This window comes from Bifidobacterium sp. (genome assembly GCF_022640935.1).
Classification (GTDB): Bacteria; Actinomycetota; Actinomycetes; order Actinomycetales; family Bifidobacteriaceae; genus Bifidobacterium.
This window is the reverse complement of the sequence record NZ_JALCCV010000038.1, coordinates 1-17,495: the sequence shown is the minus strand read 5'-3', so window position 1 is coordinate 17,495 and position 17,495 is coordinate 1. Positions and strand designations below refer to the sequence as shown.

At 61.3% G+C, this 17,495-nt stretch carries 15 protein-coding genes and 1 pseudogene; 6 read left to right on the top strand and 10 right to left on the bottom strand.

Annotated features, from left to right (window positions below):
* From LKG04_RS07980 to LKG04_RS07950, 7 genes are all read right to left on the bottom strand, one after another.
* The coding region (locus LKG04_RS07980; RefSeq protein WP_291763744.1) for a hypothetical protein at positions 1–396 on the bottom strand (396 nt) is incomplete at its 3' end.
* A 56-nt stretch (positions 397–452) separates the two neighbouring features.
* Entirely contained in the window at positions 453–1,610 is a 1,158-nt protein-coding gene (gene recA, locus LKG04_RS07975; protein ID WP_291763742.1) for a recombinase RecA, read from the bottom strand.
* A 459-nt stretch (positions 1,611–2,069) separates the two neighbouring features.
* Positions 2,070–2,303 (bottom strand): DUF3046 domain-containing protein, encoded by a 234-nt coding sequence (locus LKG04_RS07970; protein ID WP_291763739.1) that lies wholly within the window; start codon positions 2,301–2,303, stop codon positions 2,070–2,072.
* Between the two features lie 291 nt (positions 2,304–2,594).
* Positions 2,595–3,107, bottom strand: a complete 513-nt coding sequence (locus tag LKG04_RS07965) for a helix-turn-helix domain-containing protein (protein WP_291763737.1) — start codon at positions 3,105–3,107, stop codon at positions 2,595–2,597.
* A 65-nt stretch (positions 3,108–3,172) separates the two neighbouring features.
* The gene (locus LKG04_RS07960) at positions 3,173–3,703 is read right to left on the bottom strand and encodes a CinA family protein (protein WP_291763749.1); all 531 of its coding nucleotides are present in this window, start codon (positions 3,701–3,703) and stop codon (positions 3,173–3,175) included.
* Between the two features lie 98 nt (positions 3,704–3,801).
* On the bottom strand, positions 3,802–4,461 hold the full coding sequence (gene pgsA / locus LKG04_RS07955; RefSeq protein ID WP_291763735.1) for a CDP-diacylglycerol--glycerol-3-phosphate 3-phosphatidyltransferase: 660 nt from the start codon (positions 4,459–4,461) through the stop codon (positions 3,802–3,804).
* Positions 4,462–4,524: 63 nt separating this feature from the next.
* Entirely contained in the window at positions 4,525–7,404 is a 2,880-nt protein-coding gene (locus LKG04_RS07950; protein ID WP_291763732.1) for an FtsK/SpoIIIE family DNA translocase, read from the bottom strand.
* Between the two features lie 51 nt (positions 7,405–7,455).
* On the opposite strand from LKG04_RS07950, the gene LKG04_RS07945 reads away from it, so the two are divergent.
* Complete coding sequence (locus LKG04_RS07945; protein ID WP_291763729.1) at positions 7,456–8,271, top strand: Fic/DOC family protein; 816 nt, start codon at positions 7,456–7,458, stop codon at positions 8,269–8,271.
* A gap of 121 nt (positions 8,272–8,392) precedes the next feature.
* Here the strand turns inward: LKG04_RS07945 and miaA are convergent, their stop codons facing one another.
* The gene (miaA, locus tag LKG04_RS07940) at positions 8,393–9,436 is read right to left on the bottom strand and encodes a tRNA (adenosine(37)-N6)-dimethylallyltransferase MiaA (protein ID WP_291763746.1); all 1,044 of its coding nucleotides are present in this window, start codon (positions 9,434–9,436) and stop codon (positions 8,393–8,395) included.
* Between the two features lie 357 nt (positions 9,437–9,793).
* Here miaA and LKG04_RS07935 point away from each other — a divergent pair, with 357 nt between their 5' ends.
* From LKG04_RS07935 to LKG04_RS07920, 4 genes are all read left to right on the top strand, one after another.
* Complete coding sequence (locus LKG04_RS07935) at positions 9,794–10,864, top strand: hypothetical protein (RefSeq protein WP_291763726.1); 1,071 nt, start codon at positions 9,794–9,796, stop codon at positions 10,862–10,864.
* Positions 10,861–11,592, top strand: coding sequence for a PadR family transcriptional regulator (locus LKG04_RS07930; protein WP_291763723.1), 732 nt, complete (start codon positions 10,861–10,863; stop codon positions 11,590–11,592). Before LKG04_RS07935 ends, LKG04_RS07930 begins: the two co-directional genes overlap by 4 nt.
* Before the next feature lie 180 nt (positions 11,593–11,772).
* On the top strand, positions 11,773–13,260 hold the full coding sequence (locus LKG04_RS07925; protein ID WP_291763721.1) for an MFS transporter: 1,488 nt from the start codon (positions 11,773–11,775) through the stop codon (positions 13,258–13,260).
* Positions 13,261–13,269: 9 nt separating this feature from the next.
* A complete protein-coding gene (locus LKG04_RS07920; protein ID WP_291763720.1) occupies positions 13,270–14,010 on the top strand; it encodes a GTP pyrophosphokinase in 741 nt (246 codons plus the stop codon).
* 399 nt (positions 14,011–14,409) lie between these two features.
* On the opposite strand, the gene LKG04_RS07915 is transcribed toward LKG04_RS07920, so the two are convergent.
* Complete coding sequence (locus LKG04_RS07915; RefSeq protein ID WP_291763717.1) at positions 14,410–15,246, bottom strand: aldo/keto reductase; 837 nt, start codon at positions 15,244–15,246, stop codon at positions 14,410–14,412.
* Positions 15,247–15,624: 378 nt separating this feature from the next.
* Between LKG04_RS07915 and LKG04_RS07910 the strand changes: the two genes are divergently transcribed.
* Positions 15,625–16,521, top strand: a complete 897-nt coding sequence (locus LKG04_RS07910; protein ID WP_291763714.1) for a Bax inhibitor-1/YccA family protein — start codon at positions 15,625–15,627, stop codon at positions 16,519–16,521.
* Between the two features lie 132 nt (positions 16,522–16,653).
* On the opposite strand, the pseudogene acnA reads toward LKG04_RS07910, so the two are convergent.
* Positions 16,654–17,495, bottom strand: a pseudogene (gene acnA / locus LKG04_RS07905) (aconitate hydratase); the annotation flags it as partial.

The window sequence follows — 17,495 nt, the reverse complement described above, 5'->3', positions numbered from 1 at the left end:
CGTCAACGCCGCCTCGCGGCAGGAATCGACATCCTGCGAGTCCTCTCGTTTGCATCCATCGTCCGCCGACGCGCGCGAGGCGCTGAAAGCGCCACGGAAAGATCGGCCGCCAAAGGAACCACCGCTCGTACGCCGCGCGGCGCGGGGCCTGTGCCGGCCGCCGCCAGCTGACGTTCCGATACGCCCAGTACGAGGCATTGCGCCGTGCCCGGCTCGCGACACCGCATGGTCCGCACGATCCGCGCCAGCCGAGCCATTTACATCAGCTGGGACATTTACCTCGTCCTTGGCCTTTACGCCATCGTAGACGCCCACGTTATCGGCCTGTTTCGCATCATCGGATGGATCCTCAGGGAGCGGTTCACGGCTGCGGAGAAACGCTTCGACGCTGATCATGCCTTTGCCCCACTTTGCATCGTAAAACTTCTCACGCTTCCGTCCAATGGCAACTATCAGGCCGCTTTGGCCGTGGCGGGTTTCGTCTCCCTCTCGTTGCGCGCAGAACTCGAATCAGCCGAGACATCGCCTTTCTGCACGCCATCAGCGTCATCCGACGGCTCGTCTGAAGGAATCATGCCGAACGCGACCTTGACCTTGTGCTCGATCTCTTCGGTGATGGCCGGATTGTCTTTGAGGAACTGGCGCACATTTTCGCGTCCCTGCCCCAGCTGGTCGCCGTCGTAGGTGAACCATGATCCGGACTTCTTGACCACATTGCTTTGCAGCGCCATGTCCAGCACGGAGCCTTCCTTCGAAATGCCCTCGCCGTAGAGCACATCGAATTCGGCGAATTTGAAAGGTGGCGCCATCTTGTTCTTCACGACTTTGACCTTGGTGCGGTTGCCGACTGCCTCATCCCCGTTCTTCAGGGTCTGAATGCGGCGGATGTCCAACCGCACCGAGGAATAGAACTTCAGCGCCTTGCCGCCAGTCGTGGTTTCCGGGCTACCGAAGAAAACGCCGATCTTCTCGCGCAGCTGGTTGATGAAGATGGCCGTTGTGCCGGCCTGGGAGAGCGCACCGGTCATTTTGCGCAGCGCCTGACTCATGAGCCTGGCCTGCAGCCCGACATGGCTGTCGCCCATTTCGCCCTCGATTTCGGCCTTAGGCACCAAAGCCGCCACCGAATCGATGACGATGACGTCGAGCGCGCCCGAACGAATCAGCATGTCCGCGATTTCCAGCGCCTGCTCGCCATTGTCCGGCTGCGAGACGATCAGCGAGTCCGTGTCCACACCCAGGTGCCTGGCGTAGACCGGATCCAGCGCGTGCTCCGCGTCGATGAAAGCCGCCACACCCCCGGTTTTCTGCGCGTTGGCTACCACGTGCAACGCCAACGTCGTCTTGCCCGAGGATTCGGGCCCATATATCTCCACGATGCGCCCGCGAGGCAACCCGCCGATGCCGAGGGCCATGTCAAGTGCCAAGGAACCGGTAGGGATGACCTCGATGTCTTGCGCGGGTTTGTCGCCCAAACGCATCGCCGACCCCTTGCCGAAGTTTTTCTCCACCTGCTGCAGCGCGGTTTCCAGCGCCGCCTGACGCCGCGGATCCGTGCCATGCGCGTCGGCCGCATTGCCTTTCTCGGCCGTTTTCGTCTGATGTGCCATGTCTGCTCCTTAACGTTTACGATTATGACGATATGCGTTGATGACCTGCGTCGCATCCCACGGTATGGCGTGACATGCTGCCTCAGCAACCCGTGGCAGGCCATTGTGGTCGAAGGCTTGCCATTACGACACGCCGAGCGTTCGCTGCATCGCATAATCCCTAGCCGCCCGATAGCACGCGCCGCAAGGCTGGTGATGTATTATCCGCACAGCACCAATACGCAATGATCTGCGCCGCGAGTCTATGCAATGAATGTATGCCACGCATATACGCCGCCGCATCGCCCGGCATGCATTCATCGCACTGGTTAAATTTTCACTGTGTCCCAGTGTAGCCCGGAATACGAACATTTGTTCGAATACCTTGCATATATGCGAAAGGCGCGTGTCGCGTTCACCTGGCGCGTGGCCCTCACCGTGCGGCCGGCGACCCGGCCATAAGCGGGTCGCGCCACCCGATTAGCGAGCAGGCAGCGGCGGTGCATTGTGGTCCCTGCCCCATCGCTTCGAATCAGGGATGTCCATCTGGTCGCAGAGCACGTTCCAGATGACGCGCGGTTCGACGCCCGCGGCCAGAGCCTGAACGACGCTCATGCCTTCAAGAGCGCCAAGCTGCTGGTCGCGAGCCAAGCTGCGGCCGTAGCCGCGCCCGAATACCTCCTCAACCAGCTCCCAGAATTCACGTTCGCGCACAAGCCCCCGATTCCCTCGTTCCGTCGTCCCACTTTATCCATCTGCTCACGAAATCCACACTGCATCCGCACACGGTCCGCGCCGATGCGGCGCATCAGCCGCGAACAAAATCAGTCACAGGATTGCATCTAGTCGGCGCCACAACGCAAACGCCGCCACACATGCAAAACCCGCCACTCTTGCGATGGCGGGTTTGTTTGCCGTTGGGCTTATCGGGCTGCTAAGCATTGTCGTATTGCTTCGCCGTCATTGCCGGAGTACGCTTCATGCCGTTCACGCCTACCTGATCACTCACACTTCGAGGGAATCGAGGTAGTCGGCGACCATGCGCAGCATTTGCGCGGTGCTCAGGCCCAAAGACTCGGCGATCGAGGCAAGCAGCTCGGAGCTGGCCTCTTTCTGCCCGCGCTCGACTTCCGAAAGATAGCCGAGGGATACGCCGGCCTTCTCGCTCACCTCGCGCAGCGTCTTGTGGTCTCTGGTGCGCAGGTCGCGCAGCACATGGCCGATCGCCTCGCGCAGCGACATATCCTTACTCTCGGCAGCGGATTCATGTTTGCGCGACGATGCACGCGGTTTGGTCTGCTCGGCATCCTCGGCCTGCCACATACGGCTGAGCGCAGCCTGACGTTCGGCCTTGGCCCTCTTGGCCTCCCGCGCGCGAAGCACCTGCTGCTGGGCGAACATCACGGCCCGCCGCTGCACTGGGGTCAGATCCCGCACGCGTGCGTTGCCGGCCTGAACCGGGCGTGTCGCAAGGGTATTCACATCCGTCTGTTCATTGGTGAGAGTCATCGTGTCCATCTGCGCCATCCCTTTCGGCTTGTGTGTTCTTGGCTTACACTATGAACAACAGTGGGGGGACGAGATTATTCCTGTGAGTTATCTGTGAGTTCACTCAGGTTTTCCAGAACGCTTAACACGCTCTGATGCCGGACCTCTTCACGGGAACCATGGCAATGCAGCTCGCGCACGATGGTTTGCGCCCGCCCGGACGCGGAAAACGCCGCCGGAATCGCCAAGCCTATGTACACCAGCCCCGCGGGCTTGTCGCCATCCGGGCCAGGGCCTGCGACGCCGGTGGTCGATAGTCCGATGACAGCGTCATAGTGCGGCTGGCGATACAGTTCGGCAGTGGCCTGCGCCATCTGGCGGGCCACCTCGGGATGCACCGCGCCCTCGCGTGCGAGCAGCCCGGCATCCACGTGAAGCATTGATGCCTTGGCGGCGGTATCGTAGGTGACGGCCGAACCGAGGAACACCGTCGAAGCGCCCGGCACCCGCACAAAGGCATCCGCCAAGAGGCCTCCGGTAAGCGATTCGGCAGCGGCGATCTTCACCTTGCGTGACCGGCAACGCGCAAGGATCCCGGCAGCCAGCGCGTCACAACGCTCGACCAGAACCGTTGATTCGTTTTCGTCGCGAGCAGTGCCATCAGCGTCGTTCAGCGCAGAAGGAGCGCCGGCGTTCGCCCTGCCATTGTCCGGCACGCCGACCGTCATGCCGACTGATTGTCGTCGGCCGACGACGCCGCCGCACGGCGGCCAAAGGTGTTGACAAGATATTCGCCGCCTGAATACAGGCACAGTACGAGCGCAATATAGATAATCACTTGTGTGGCGATGTTGTAGACGTTGACCCATGTAGCGTCCGACCCATCCGCAGCCAGCGACCACACCGGGGCCAGCAGCATGGCGAGGCCGATGCATTCGGTCAAGGTCTTATATTTGCCCGCCTGCGAAGCGGCGATGACCTTGCCGCCCGTATCGATGACGAAGAACCGCATCACGGTGATGCCGAGTTCGCGGATGATGAACAGGACCGTAACCCACCAGTAGACCTCGCCGAACGCCGAAGCCACAACCAGCGTCGCCAGAATCAGCAGCTTGTCGGCGATGGGATCCATAAGCTTGCCCAGCTCGGTCACCTGATTATATGTGCGCGCCATCCAGCCATCGAGCTTGTCGGTGGACGCGGCGATGACGAACAGAACGGCGGCGGTCCACCGCATCCCCACATTCTGCGCGCCCCACGCCCCTGCGGCGATATCGAACCCGATGAAAATCAGCACCAGCACGATGCGCGAATAGGTCACCAGATTCGGTGGGCTGTTCCACCCGTCCCATAACGATGTCTTGCGTTCATCCCGTGTTTGCATACCATTTACCTTAGCGCGATATCAATACCTCGGCGATCCGTACCGCCATCGACCGAGCCGGAGCTATGCCAGATGCCCGCCGCCCACTTGACCGGCCGATTCTTCGCGTGTTTCAACGGAAGTCTGCAACGAACCGGTCTCTCCGCGAATGAAGGCAAGGACCTGCTGCAAGTCCTGCGGCTGCACGATCACCTGGCGGGCCTTCGATCCTTCGGAGGGCCCTACGATGCCACGCGACTCAAGCAGATCCATCAGCCTGCCTGCCTTGGCGAAACCGACGCGCAGTTTGCGCTGCAGCATCGAAGTGGAGCCGAACTGCGTGGTGACGACCAGCTCGGCCGCCTGCAGCAGCACATCCATGTCGTCGCCGATATCCTCGTCAGGCTCGACCGCATGCTTCTCGGCCTCCTGAGCCATCTGCTCGATGTCTTCACGGTAATGCGGCTTGCGCTGAGTGCGCACGAATTCGACCGCCTTACGGATCTCGGATTCGCCGACCCATGACCCCTGCACGCGCAATGCCTTGGCGGATCCCATGGGCAGGAAGAGCGCATCACCCTGTCCGATCAGCGTCTCGGCGCCAACCGAATCGAGGATGACGCGCGAGTCGGTGGCCGACGACGTGGCGAATGCGAGCCTGGAAGGAATATTCGCCTTGATCAGGCCGGTGACAACATCGACCGACGGCCGCTGCGTGGCGAGCACCAGATGCACGCCGGCGGCGCGGGCCAGCTGCGTGATGCGCTGGATCGAACTTTCGACATCGTTCTTGGCGATCATCATGAGATCGGCCATCTCATCGACTACAACGAGCAGATACGGGTATGGAGCGACCTTGCGCTTGGAGCCGGCCGGGGCGTGCACTTTGCCGGCGCGCACCGCCTCGTTGAAATCCTTGACATGGCGGAAGCCGAAGAACTGCAGGTCGTCGTAGCGCGCATCCATCTCCTTGACCACCCATTCAAGGGCCTGCGCCGCCTTCTTCGGGTCGGTGATGATGGGCGTGAGCAGGTGCGGGATACCTGCGTACGCCGAAAGCTCCACGCGTTTGGGATCCACCATGATCATGCGCACCTGCTCGGGGGTGGCGCGCATGATGATCGAGGTGAGCATGGAGTTGATGAAGCTCGATTTGCCCGAGCCGGTGGCGCCGGCCACGAGCAGATGCGGCATCTTGGTCAGATCGGCCGTGACGAAATGCCCCTCGACGTCCTTGCCCACGCCGGCGAGCATCGGGTTGGAATCGTTCACTGCCTCGTCGGAGCGCAGCACATCGCCCAGATGCACGATTTCGCGGTCAACATTCGGGATTTCGATGCCGATGGCCGACTTGCCGGGAATAGGCGACAGGATGCGCACGTCGGAGCTTGCCACCGCATAGGCGATATTACGCTGCAGATTGGTGACCTTCTCGACCTTGACCCCCGGCCCCAGTTCCACCTCGTACTGGGTGACCGAAGGGCCGCGCAGGAAGCCGACGACTTTCGCATCCACGTTGAACTGCTGGAAGGTGGAGGTCAGGGCGCGAATGACATTGTCGTTGGCCGGCGTGCGCATCGCATGCGGCTGTCCTTTGACGAGCAGGTTGAGATCGGGCAACTGATAAGGTGCCTGTGCATCGTCAGCGGCCGCATTACCGCCTCCCGTGCCGGCGACCTCCCCGGTCGCGGCGTCCACAAGCACGGTTTCATCGTCATTCGGGGCAGCGCCCGGCACCCCTATCGCGGCCCAAGGATCGGAACCGGCCGAGGCGGGCACGGCTGTCTGACCGGCACCGCCGGCAACGGCGCCAACAGGATTGAGGCTTTCCGCGGCATTCAGCGGATGAAGCGCTACCGTGGGCTGCTCGCCGCCGCTGCCGCCATCCTCGCCGCCATCGCCATAGGCAGCCGCGCCATACGAATGATCAAAGACAGTATGCGCGGGTTCAACGCCGCCCTGCGGCGAATCGCCGGAATCCCCGACCGCCGGAAACTGCGCGCTTTCGCCATGGCTGCGCGCCGCCTTGTCGAAAGCCGTGTCATTCTCGTAACGCTCCAAGGCGGCGCCGCGCTGCTCCCTGTTTTTGCGGGAGAAACGCGAGAAGAACCTAGACCACAATCCGCCTTGGCCATCCGCCGTGCCCTGCGGCTGCGCCGCGTCGTTATTGTCGTCATGCGAAGGCACGCCCTGCGCGAACGAGAGCGTGCCCTCGCCTACATGCACCTCGTTGGGGAACTGCTCGTCCTGCGCCTGCGACTCGCCATCAGTCTGTGCGGCCTGCGAGCGGCCGAACAGACTGCGGATACGCCCAGGCACTTCGCTCACATGCATGCGGGCGATGAGCAGCAGCGCGAACAACGCGGTAACAACGAAGATGAGGATCGCAAAAACCTTGGAAAGGCCCCAGGAGAGCGGCGAACCCAGTGCGAAACCGAGCAGGCCGCCGGATCGCTGCAGCACAGCCATATCGAAAGAACGCATGTCAGAAGCCATCGTGACGTCGATGATCGAGCATACCGACCACAGCAGCAGCGTCCAGCCAGTCACTATTTTGGGGTTGTCCGCGCCCTTGCCGGTATTGCGCATCAGCCTGATTGAAAGATACCCCAAGAGCACGGGCAGCACCACGCTCATGACGCCGAACAGACCGGATGCGAAAGCGTGCAGCGCCCGGCCCAGTACGCCGTCGACGCGCACCCATTCCGAAGCGCAGAACGCGATCGCCAACACGAGCAGGATGAAACACCAGCCGTCACTGCGATTCTCGGGGTCATAATCCCCCACGCCGCCGATCGTGCGCACGATTTTGCCGATGCCTCGGGGCACCGCGAGCAGGATCTTGCGCCACAGAGGCTCCGGCGGGCGCGCATCGCCCGTCCCGGAGGCACGCGTCGCAGAGCCCTTCGACTGCGATCGGGAGGACTTGCGGACGTTGTTTGCTGAAGATGCGGTTCGTGCCATAACGCACCCGATTCTACCGGCTCCCGTTCCCATCGGCTATGATTGGCTGGTATGACTCCTGCAGAACGTGCCATCGCAGTCGCATTCGCCCAGAAGAACTGCGAGCTGGAAGCAATAACGCCGAATGATCCGACGCGCCGCGCCGCACGCGACTATGTCGACGGAAACGCCGATGCGCTCCGCCTGATCGCCGTGGCCGACAGCAATCCGCATGATCCCGCAGGCAGCGTCTTCGCCCGCACTGTGCTGCTTGCCGAGCGCGGATGGAATCCCACCGGCGATCTGGCTGAGCTCAAGGCTATTCATCGCGCGCTGTTCGGCGGTGTTTACGATGATGCAGGGCTGCCGCGCACCAAGGACGTCAAGGATCACAGCGTTACAGGTCAGGGCGTTAAAGACCACGGCGCGCCGCGCGCCCAAGCGGCCGGCACGCGCGGCAATAATGCAGACGCCGGCATCGAAACTGCGCGAGACACAGATCCGGAAGCCTTCTTCCCTGCCGTGCTGATTGACACTGGCGCGATGAATATCTCCACCGAACTGAACGACAAACGGAATCTGCGCAATCTGGATCGTGATGTTTTTGTGCGCGAATTGGCGAAGATATACGACGAGCTGGGCTACTTGCACCCATTCAAAGGCGGCAATGCGATGGTGCTGCGCATCTTCGCCTCGCGGCTCGCCCATGATGCAGGCTGGGATCTCGACTGGGGCGCCGTCACCCGGTACAGCTACAACCAGGCGAAACGCAAAGCGTACACGGGCGATGTCGGCGGATTCGAGCAGCTGTTCGGCGCGATCGCCCGGACCGCCAATCCCACGCGGGTATTCCTGTGCGCCGGCTGGGACCAGGGTCCGGCGCACTGAGTTCTTGATGCGTGTAAGGCCCCGATGCGATGGGTCAATGACGCAGCGCATTATCGTCACGCTATGCTGTCGATTGTCGATGCGCTGAACCGCCGACGCATTGAATCGGCATTGCCTTGAATCACCGTCGCGGGCTCAGGTCACCGAGGCGATGCCGAGCGTAGCCGATCGCATGCGCGTCATGCTCATCATAAGCTCCTGCATCCGCCCGCTGCACGATTTCAAGCGTGCGGCTCACGAGCTGCGGATCAAGCGCGTCAAGCCAGTGAATCCGGGGATCGCGCCCGAACCACCCCATCTGCTTGCGCGCCAGACGCTTGGTATGCTGGGCTATTTGCGCGAAAGCCTCGTCCTCGCTGATATCGCCGTCGAGCGCCTCCAGAATCTGCTGATATCCCAGTGCCCGCGCTGCAGTGATCCCCAGCCGCGGCCGCAGGCGGCGCACCTCGTCGACGAAACCAGCCCGGCGCATCGCCTGCGTTCGGATGTCGATGCGCCGGTCGAGCTCATCGCGCGGCAGATCAAGCCCGATCTGCACAGCAGGCATGACATAGCGATACCGCGGCAGACTCGCCGAATATGGTTTTCCAGTGATTGCAATGACTTCCAGCGCGCGGATCGTGCGGCGCGAATTGTGCGGATCCATGCGCGCAGCAGCCTGCGGATCCTTGGCCTGCAGCTCGGCATACAACGCACCGGAGCCTTCGCTTTCGGCTCGTTCCTCCAGCCGTGCCCGCAATGCAGGATCGGTCGCAGGAAAGACGATATCGTCGATCGCGGCGCGAGCGTACAGCCCCGAGCCGCCGACGAGAATCGGCCTGATACCGTGTTCTTGCAATCGGCCTATGCACGCACGAGCCAGTTTTTGGAAATTCGCCACGCTCATGGAATCCTCGGGCTCGATGATGTCGATCAAATGGTGCGGCACTGCCTGACGCTCCTGCGCCGTCGCCTTCGCCGTGCCGATATCCATGCCACGATACATCTGGTAGGCATCGGCATTGATGATCTCGGCCGCGTCATTGTAAGATCGCGGCATCTGCGCATTCAGCACCTGTGCCAACGCGATGGCAAGTCCGGTTTTGCCCGAAGCGGTAGGCCCGATGATCGAAACGACTCTGCGTGGGCCGCCAGGATCGACGCCGGCAGCGCCACCGGCCCGCATGCCGTCATTTGACACGTCAACGCCGCCCGCTTCGCCACCAGCATGCCGAGCATCGGCTGCGCTGTGCAAGCCGCCTGCGTCCTGCGCGTTGTCGATGTGACGTGTCTCGTTCGTGTTTCCGATCATAGGCGCGATTGTAGCCGCCAAGCCGTCCTTCGCCACCCAGCCGCTGGCCGTGGATGCCCTTGAACCAACGACACGCCAATATTATATCGCGATATAACGTGATACGCTTCTGATAAGCGATACATCGCGAACGGAATCAGCCTAAGGGTCCGTGGCCAGTTTGATATCACGCGATACCGGACGAACGGCAGCAGCACGAACCCGGCCGCTGAACGAATATAAGGAGCGGTTATGGCCGAATACGAGCACCACGGCAATCATGAGCATTGGCAGGTGGAAGTCGGCAAAAGCAAAGTCATCGAGCTTGATGGCGTCTCATCGCTTGACGTGTTCATCATTCGCGGGCGCATTGACATCATCGGCACGGATGACGATTACGCACGCTTGGAAATCTCCAACGTCGCCGGTGAGCCTGTCGATGTGCAATTCAAGAAGGGCCAGCTGATCATCACCCACCCAAAGGATGCCGTCCACATCGCGCATGGCAGTTCGATAACCGTCAACGTGCATGGCTGGCGCGGTTTGTTCGGCCTGAAGCGCGACACCAAACGTCTGCACGCCGACATCAGCCTGCTCGTGCCTCGCGGCATCGAGGTCGAGGTGGCATCGGTGCAGGGCGACAGCCTTATCAGCGGTCTCGACCACGGCGCCGAGCTGTCGACCGTATCCGGTTCGGTCATCTCGGACGGGCTGCGCGGCAAACTCGAACTGAATAATGTCAGCGGCAAAGTGGAGGCACGCAACCATCACGGCAGCGTCGAAGCCACCACGGTGAGCGGCGAAGTCGTGCTCAGCGGCGATTTCCGCGATATCGAGACCAATAGCGTGAGCGGCGACCTGTACGTCGATGCCTTGGGCGCGCCACGGCATCTCGAAGCCAATGCAGTCAGCGGCAATATGGCCGTGCGATTGGATCCGCGGGTGCGCGCCGAATACTCGATGAACTCCATGCGCGGCACCGCGTTGATCGACGGGAAGCGTTTCCATACGCGATTCAAGGGTTTCGACTACAGCGACGGACCGAAGGACGGTCCGGCCACCACAGTCGAGTTCAATGCCATATCCGGCAGCCTCAAGGTGGTGCGCCGGGAGCCGCTGCGTTTCGACGACGACCTTGGCGACGAACACGATGGCGACGATGATCGCGATCGGCGCCGCTCCAGCGGCAGACATTGCGACGAATATGATCGCGCTTCCTTCACTGACGATCGCGGCTACGACATCAGGGTTGGCGACAGCGACGATGACGGCAACGCCTCTGACGACAATGAGTCTGACCATGCGGGCGATGAGGCGCGATGAGCACGCAGGTCTTCGCGCACGGGCAGATGCGGCTCTATCTGCTCACGCTGCTGGCCGACCAGCCGATGCACGGCTACGAGCTGATGCAGGCGATCGAGCAGCGTTTCAACGGCACCTATGTGCCCAGCGCAGGCACCATCTACCCGCGGCTCGCCAAACTGACTGAAGACGGGCTGATCGCCAAAGAGGAGGCAGGACGCAGGACCATCTACTCCATCACCGACGCCGGGCGGGAGGAGCTGCGCAAACGCAAGGACGAGACCGGCCAGCTTGAGGACGACATCGACATGTCGGCCCGCGCCATGGCCGATAAGCTGCGCTCCGACGTGCGGCAGGCCATGAGCTCGCTCAAGGATGACTTGGACAAGACGGACTTTCGCTCTTATCCGCACCGCGACGCTAGACCATCCTCGGATCGGTCCACGGGCAGCCCTTTCGCCGATACGCGCGAAGAATACCGCTCGCGCGACGGTACGCGCCGGCGCAGTCGGCGAGACGACGAGCGTGGGACAGGACATAACAGCGCACAACAGGATGGAGCAGGGCAGGACGGCAGCCGCGCTGCACGCCAGCCGCTGGAGGAGGCCGAATCGAACTTGTACCGCTTCAGCATGCAGATGCACGATCTGCTGCGCGACGCCGACATGCAGGGCAGGCTGGTCGAGTCTGACGCGCGCGAGCTCTCCCACGATCTGAACGCCATCGTGCAACGATTCCGCATGCTGTAATTCTCCCGCGGTGGCTCATCACGCTGCGTTCATCACGCTGCGTTTCACTACGCTGCGTTTCACTACGCCGAGCTTCATTATGCCGTGCAGTCTCTTCACAGCATGGTGCTTCCAATCCGCAATCCGCTAATGCGCGGCCCCTAGCCAAATCTGTCAAAAATGCAAGAAAGAGGCATTCCTTTGCACAGCGATTTTTCGAACAGCACTACCGCACGCAACGCCGCTGTAAGCAACACGGCCACTGGCACCGCCGCGTCGGCTGCAGCAACAGCCGCCGTCGCAATTGGGGCACCCCACTCGGTGGGAGCTTCTGCGCAGGCCGCAGCACCCACCGCATCACAGGGTGACAAAGATTCCGTATCTCTGTGGGAGGGAACCGATTACGGCGCCTGGCTGACGGCCGACACCAGCAGCACGCTAGGCGCCAGCCTTGTCGGCTTTGCAATCCCGCTGATCGCACTGACCTCCACCGGTTCGCCCGCCCAGGCGTCGTTCATCAGCGGTTTGGAAAGCTGCGTGCTCGCCGCATTCAGCATCCCCGGCGGCGTGGTTCAGGATCGCGTCGACCGGCGCAGGCTCATGCTCGCCTGGGGTATCAGCGGCACTGTGCTGTTCGCCTGCATGGCAGCCTTCGACTGGATGAACATGCTCGGCATGGTCGCATTGGTCGTCTTCGCCGTCCTTATGGGCCTGCGCAGCGGCTTGCTGTCCGGCACCTCGCACTCGATGCTGCGCGGCATCGTGCCCGACGCTCAGCTGCCACACGCGCTGACGATCAACAACGGACGTGATGCGGCGCTCAATATCCTGGGCGATCCGCTGTCTGGCCTGCTTATGAAATTCGGCAACATGATGCCCCTGCTCACGGCGGCGCTGCTCAACATCGTCGCCACCATGGGCTCGTGGCATATCCGCCGGTACTGGAAACACGGCGACGACGATGCCAATCCCGCCGCAGCAGCCGACATTTCCAACAACACCGTCGATAATGCTGAGCCTTCCGCCCCACAATCCCAGGTCGCCACATGGCGCGGCGCGCTCGATGGCATCGTCTATCTGTTCAGATGGCCTTTCCAACGGAGAATGACGCTCGGATCCCTGATATTCAATGGCTCGATCAACGCGCTCATACTCATTACGCAGATGCACATCGTGCAGGTCACGCACAGCACCTTCACCGCTGCGCTCGTGCTCTCGATCAGTTCGCTCGGTATGCTGCTCGGAGCCTTTGCCACTTCCCACATCATCAGTCGCGTGCCCGGCGGAGTGATCTTTGCCGTGTCCTTCATACTGTTATCCGCCAGCAGTTTTGGCGTGGCGTTGCCGCAGAGTGTCTGGCTCAAAGGCGCATTTCTCTTTTTCGGGCTGCTCCTATTGCCTGCAACCAACGCCGTAGGGGGAGGTTTTAGCGCGCTGCTCGTCTCCAAAAATAACCAAGGTCGCCTGGATGCCGCTCAGACCCTGTGCGGCATGGGCGCCTACGCGATATTCGTCTCGCTGGCGGGGGTGCTGATGACCAAGCTCGGATACACTGCCGCGGCGCTCATCATGTGCGCAGGGCTGTGCGGGGCGACATCGCTCCTGCTCACCCTCAAACCACTCATCACGCTGCCCGGGCCGGAAAGCTGGGAAAGCCACATCGACGCCTGCCAGCTGCACCGGCTATGATGGTTGCTCGTGATATTAGACCGCCACGACAGCATCAACACCGCGAGTATCCAGGCCCGGCTCGAAGCCGCGCAATCCGGCGCGTTCCACTTCCCCAAGGAGGAAGTCACCGCGTTCATCGATCTCATGCAGGTGTATGAAGGGGCGATGTACGAGATCAGTACGAAGCTCGATGTGCTCGACGGCGAGTTTCAAGTACGCTTCGAGCACAATCCGATCCATCATCTCGAGCGAAGGCTCAAGTCGGTCGATTCGATCATCGAGAAGCTCGAACGCAAAGAGCTGCCGGTCACCACGCAGTCGATCAAGGACAATCTTTTCGATGTGGCAGGCATCCGTGTCATATGCAACTACCGCGACGACGTGTATTCGGTTTCGAATTATCTTTCGGCGCAATCCGACATCCAAGTGCTGCGGGTCAAAGACTATATCAAAACACCGAAACAGAACGGCTATCGCAGCCTGCATGTGATCTACGCGGTGCCGGTGTTCCTCTCTTCGGGCGCGCATTACACGCCGGTCGAGGTGCAGTTCCGCACGATTGCTATGGATTACTGGGCCAGTCTCGAACATGCGCTGCGCTACAAAACCGATCTGCCGGATTCGCGGCTCAACGAGCACTCGCAAACGCTGCTCGACTGCGCACGCAGTCTGCAGAACATCGAGGCGCAGATGCAGAACATCCACCGCGACATCAACGGCGCGCCTCAGGGCGATGAGGCTCCGCGCAAAGAGCCGCGGCAGCAGTAGAGCTTTGGCCCTCGCCGTCCGCGCATAGGTGGTCTGTGCGCCACAACGCTGCTCTCGGCACGGGGAATCTGCATCTCCCTTATTTGTAGCAGCTTCCAAGGTCTGCCGAGGTATATCAGCCTTATTTGTAGCAGCTCTTCATCTGGACCGACTCTATACGGCTAAGAAAACCGCAGTGTGATGGCCTCGATAGTCGAAGGCCTGCGACGACGGTGCTACAGATAAGACCGATAGGTGTCTACAGACCTTGAAATCTGCTACAAATAGGCCGGATACCCAAGTTTTCCCGTCTAAGGAAGATGAGGGCCATCACTGAACTGCCATTACTCTCAAACGCGAGGCGGCTCTGCGTCGGATCGCATATCCGCTGCAGAGCCGCCTCAGGCCGTTTCTCCGAACTCAGAAATTGAAATTATCCGGGTCCGCGCCAGTACGTTCGCCGGTGTCCAACGCATCGATGGCTTTCGTGTCGTCGTCGGACAGCTGGAAGTCGAAGACATCAAAGTTCTGGCGGATGCGCTCGGCATGCGTCGACTTCGGGATCACGATCAGCCCGCGCTGCAAGTGCCAGCGGATCACGACCTGCGCCGGTGACTTGCCGTAGCGTTCGGCGATTGCGGCGAGCGCAGGATTACGCAGCAGCGAGCCGCCGGTGCCGCCCAGCGGGCTGTATGCCTCCACATCGATGCCCTTGGATTTCGCGTAGTCGACGACTTGCGCGTTGGCGAACTGCGGCGAGGATTCGACTTGGTCGACCGCTGGCTTGGTGTCGCTGATTTTCAGCAAGGTATCGAGATGATGCGGCTGGAAATTGCTCACGCCGATCGCCCGCACACGCCGCTCGGCATAGAGCTCAGCCATCGTCTCCCATGCCTTCTCCCAGCCGTCGACCGGCCAGTGGATCAGATACAGATCAATATAATCCGTACCGAGCCGGTCCAGGCTCGCATAGAAGGCGTCCCTGGTGATGCCAGAGCGCGCGTCGTCGTTCCACAGCTTCGTCGTGATGAACACGTCCCGTCGCCTCAAGCCGGACTCGCGCAGCCCTTCCCCTACCGATTCCTCGTTATTGTAGGCGCGTGCAGTGTCGATGTGCCGATATCCGGCCAGCAAGGCTTCGCGCACCGCGTCAGATGTTTCCTTGCCGCTTTTCGTCTGGAACACGCCCAGCCCCAGCTGCGGGATGGTGATACCGTTGTTCAGGGTGATGGATGGGCTCTTGATGCCGTTTGCCATGCTTCCTCGATTCGCTTGTGTTGTTATTCGTTGCCGTCTCAGCAGGTCATCTGCTGTATCGACTGCTGCTTCAATGACCGGCCGCCCGGATTCTTCAGCTGATTGGCTGACTAGCTGCCGGACTACCTACCGTCCAGTTCTGCCGCACGCCTGCAATTCCATGGTAATCAGACAGCAGCCCCTTTGGCCTCTGGCGCAAACCGCTGCAGACCCGTCCAGACTGCTTCATATGACAAACGATATGTGGAGAATCTCAGGCGCATCAATCCGAAAAGAGGGCAGCGGAGTAAATTCGTGAAACTGTGCTGCGCTCCAAGCTAACACACAGGGTGAGTGACTTATCCTAGGATGAAAGCGTAAGTGAGTTAAGGAGCAGTCATGACGTTTGGCAGACAACCGCAGGACAATCGCAGCCAATTCAATCCGCAGTATGGGCAGCCTGAGCAGCAGCAGAACAGCCAGCCTGTATTCCAGAGCTATCAGAATCATCAGGCGCAGGGCGCACAGGTGCCTGTCGGGCAGAATCCCAATGGCCAGCAATACGGCTATGCCGCGCAACCGGGCTCCGGGCTGGGTCCGGTCGACGCTCAGATTGCGTATTCTTATGAGCGCACGAGGCGAGTCTCGGTCGCGAACGCCTATGGCCAGATGACGCTCGGCCTGCTGGTCACCGCAGCCGTGGCGATCGCCACGCAGGTGACCGGCGCGCTTAACGCCTTCCTCAACGCCACAGGCATGATCGGCTGGATCGGGTTGGCCGTCGTACAGGTCGTGATGGCCGTCATGCTCGGCGCGCGCATCATGAAAATGAAGACCGGCACGGCTTATGCGATGTTCTACATCTATGCGGCGCTGATGGGCTTCACTCTCAGCTCGATTTTCATGGTCTATGATCTCGGGTCCATCGGCGTCGCGTTGCTGTTGAGCGCTGGCTTCTTCGTGGCGTTGACGATGCTCGCCCTCACTACGAAGATCGATATGCTCAAGGCCGGCCCGATCCTCATGGTCGCGCTGCTCGTGCTCATCGTGGGACAGGTGATCCTGATGTTCGTCGCGCCTTCGGACGGCATGATCAGGCTGATCTCTGCAGCCGGCTTGCTGATCTTCGCCGGGTTGACGGCATATGATGCGCAGCGCACCCGGGCACTCTTCGCCCAATATGCGACAGGCACCGATACGCTCAGGCGCATATCGATCATCTGCGCGCTGAGCCTTTATCTCGACTTCGTCAACATGTTCCTCTACCTGCTGCGCATCTTCGGCAGTCGGAACTAGGGTTGCGGCGCGCACTACGCAATCGGACAATCCCGGAGTGCGCGCATTTTGCGAAATCCCGAGGCAGCCAATGATGGTCTGTGAGAGGTCGATCCGTGCGCACTATAGGATTGCGCGATGGGGCAGTGCGTACTACTTCATGAGGTTTCTCAAGACGTACTGCAAAATGCCGCCGTTGCGGTAATACTCCGCCTCTCCGGGGGTGTCAATGCGCACCGTCGCGTCGAATTGCACGGCACTGCCGTCGGATTTGACGGCCCGGACCGCTACGGTCTTGGGGATGGCGCCGCTGTTGAGCGTTTCGATGCCCGAGATGTCGAATGTTTCGGTGCCGTCGAGGCCCAAGGACTCGATTGACTCTCCGTCGGGGAACTGCAAGGGCAGCACGCCCATGCCGATCAAGTTCGAGCGGTGGATGCGTTCGAAGCTGCAGGTGATGACGGCCTTGACGCCGAGCATCGCCGTGCCTTTGGCCGCCCAGTCGCGCGACGAGCCGGTGCCGTATTCCTTGCCGGCCAGCACCACGAGCGGAATGCCCTCCTTGCGGTAGTGCATCGCGGCGTCGAAGATCGTCGTCGGCTCCTGCGCGAGGAAATCGTAGGTAAAGCCACCGGGCGTGACCTCGTGGCCGACCGAGGCGAGCAGCTGGTTGCGCAGGCGGATGTTGCCGAAAGTGCCGCGCACCATGATCTCATGGTTGCCGCGCCGCGAGCCATAGGAGTTGAAATCCTTCTGCTGCACGCCGTGGGCGATCAAATACTGCCCGGCCGGGCTTGAGGACTTGAATGCGCCCGCGGGCGAGATATGGTCGGTCGTGACCGAATCGCCGAGCAGCGCCAGCGTGCGGGCGCCGTGGATGTTCTGCACCGGCTCAGGTTCGTGTCGCATGCCGTCGAAGAAGGTCTGCCGGCGCACATACGTGGAATTCGGATTCCACGCGAAGCGTTCGCCCTCCGGCACGTCGAGGTTCTTCC

Coding starts and splice junctions, on each gene's coding strand:
- recA (WP_291763742.1), bottom strand. CDS start 1,610: ATGGCACATCAGACGAAAACGGCCGAGAAAGGCAATGCGGCCGACGCG.
- LKG04_RS07965 (WP_291763737.1), bottom strand. CDS start 3,107: ATGGACACGATGACTCTCACCAATGAACAGACGGATGTGAATACCCTT.
- pgsA (WP_291763735.1), bottom strand. CDS start 4,461: ATGCAAACACGGGATGAACGCAAGACATCGTTATGGGACGGGTGGAAC.
- LKG04_RS07950 (WP_291763732.1), bottom strand. CDS start 7,404: ATGGCACGAACCGCATCTTCAGCAAACAACGTCCGCAAGTCCTCCCGA.
- LKG04_RS07945 (WP_291763729.1), top strand. CDS start 7,456: ATGACTCCTGCAGAACGTGCCATCGCAGTCGCATTCGCCCAGAAGAAC.
- miaA (WP_291763746.1), bottom strand. CDS start 9,436: ATGCGGGCCGGTGGCGCTGCCGGCGTCGATCCTGGCGGCCCACGCAGA.
- LKG04_RS07935 (WP_291763726.1), top strand. CDS start 9,794: ATGGCCGAATACGAGCACCACGGCAATCATGAGCATTGGCAGGTGGAA.
- LKG04_RS07930 (WP_291763723.1), top strand. CDS start 10,861: ATGAGCACGCAGGTCTTCGCGCACGGGCAGATGCGGCTCTATCTGCTC.
- LKG04_RS07915 (WP_291763717.1), bottom strand. CDS start 15,246: ATGGCAAACGGCATCAAGAGCCCATCCATCACCCTGAACAACGGTATC.
- LKG04_RS07910 (WP_291763714.1), top strand. CDS start 15,625: ATGACGTTTGGCAGACAACCGCAGGACAATCGCAGCCAATTCAATCCG.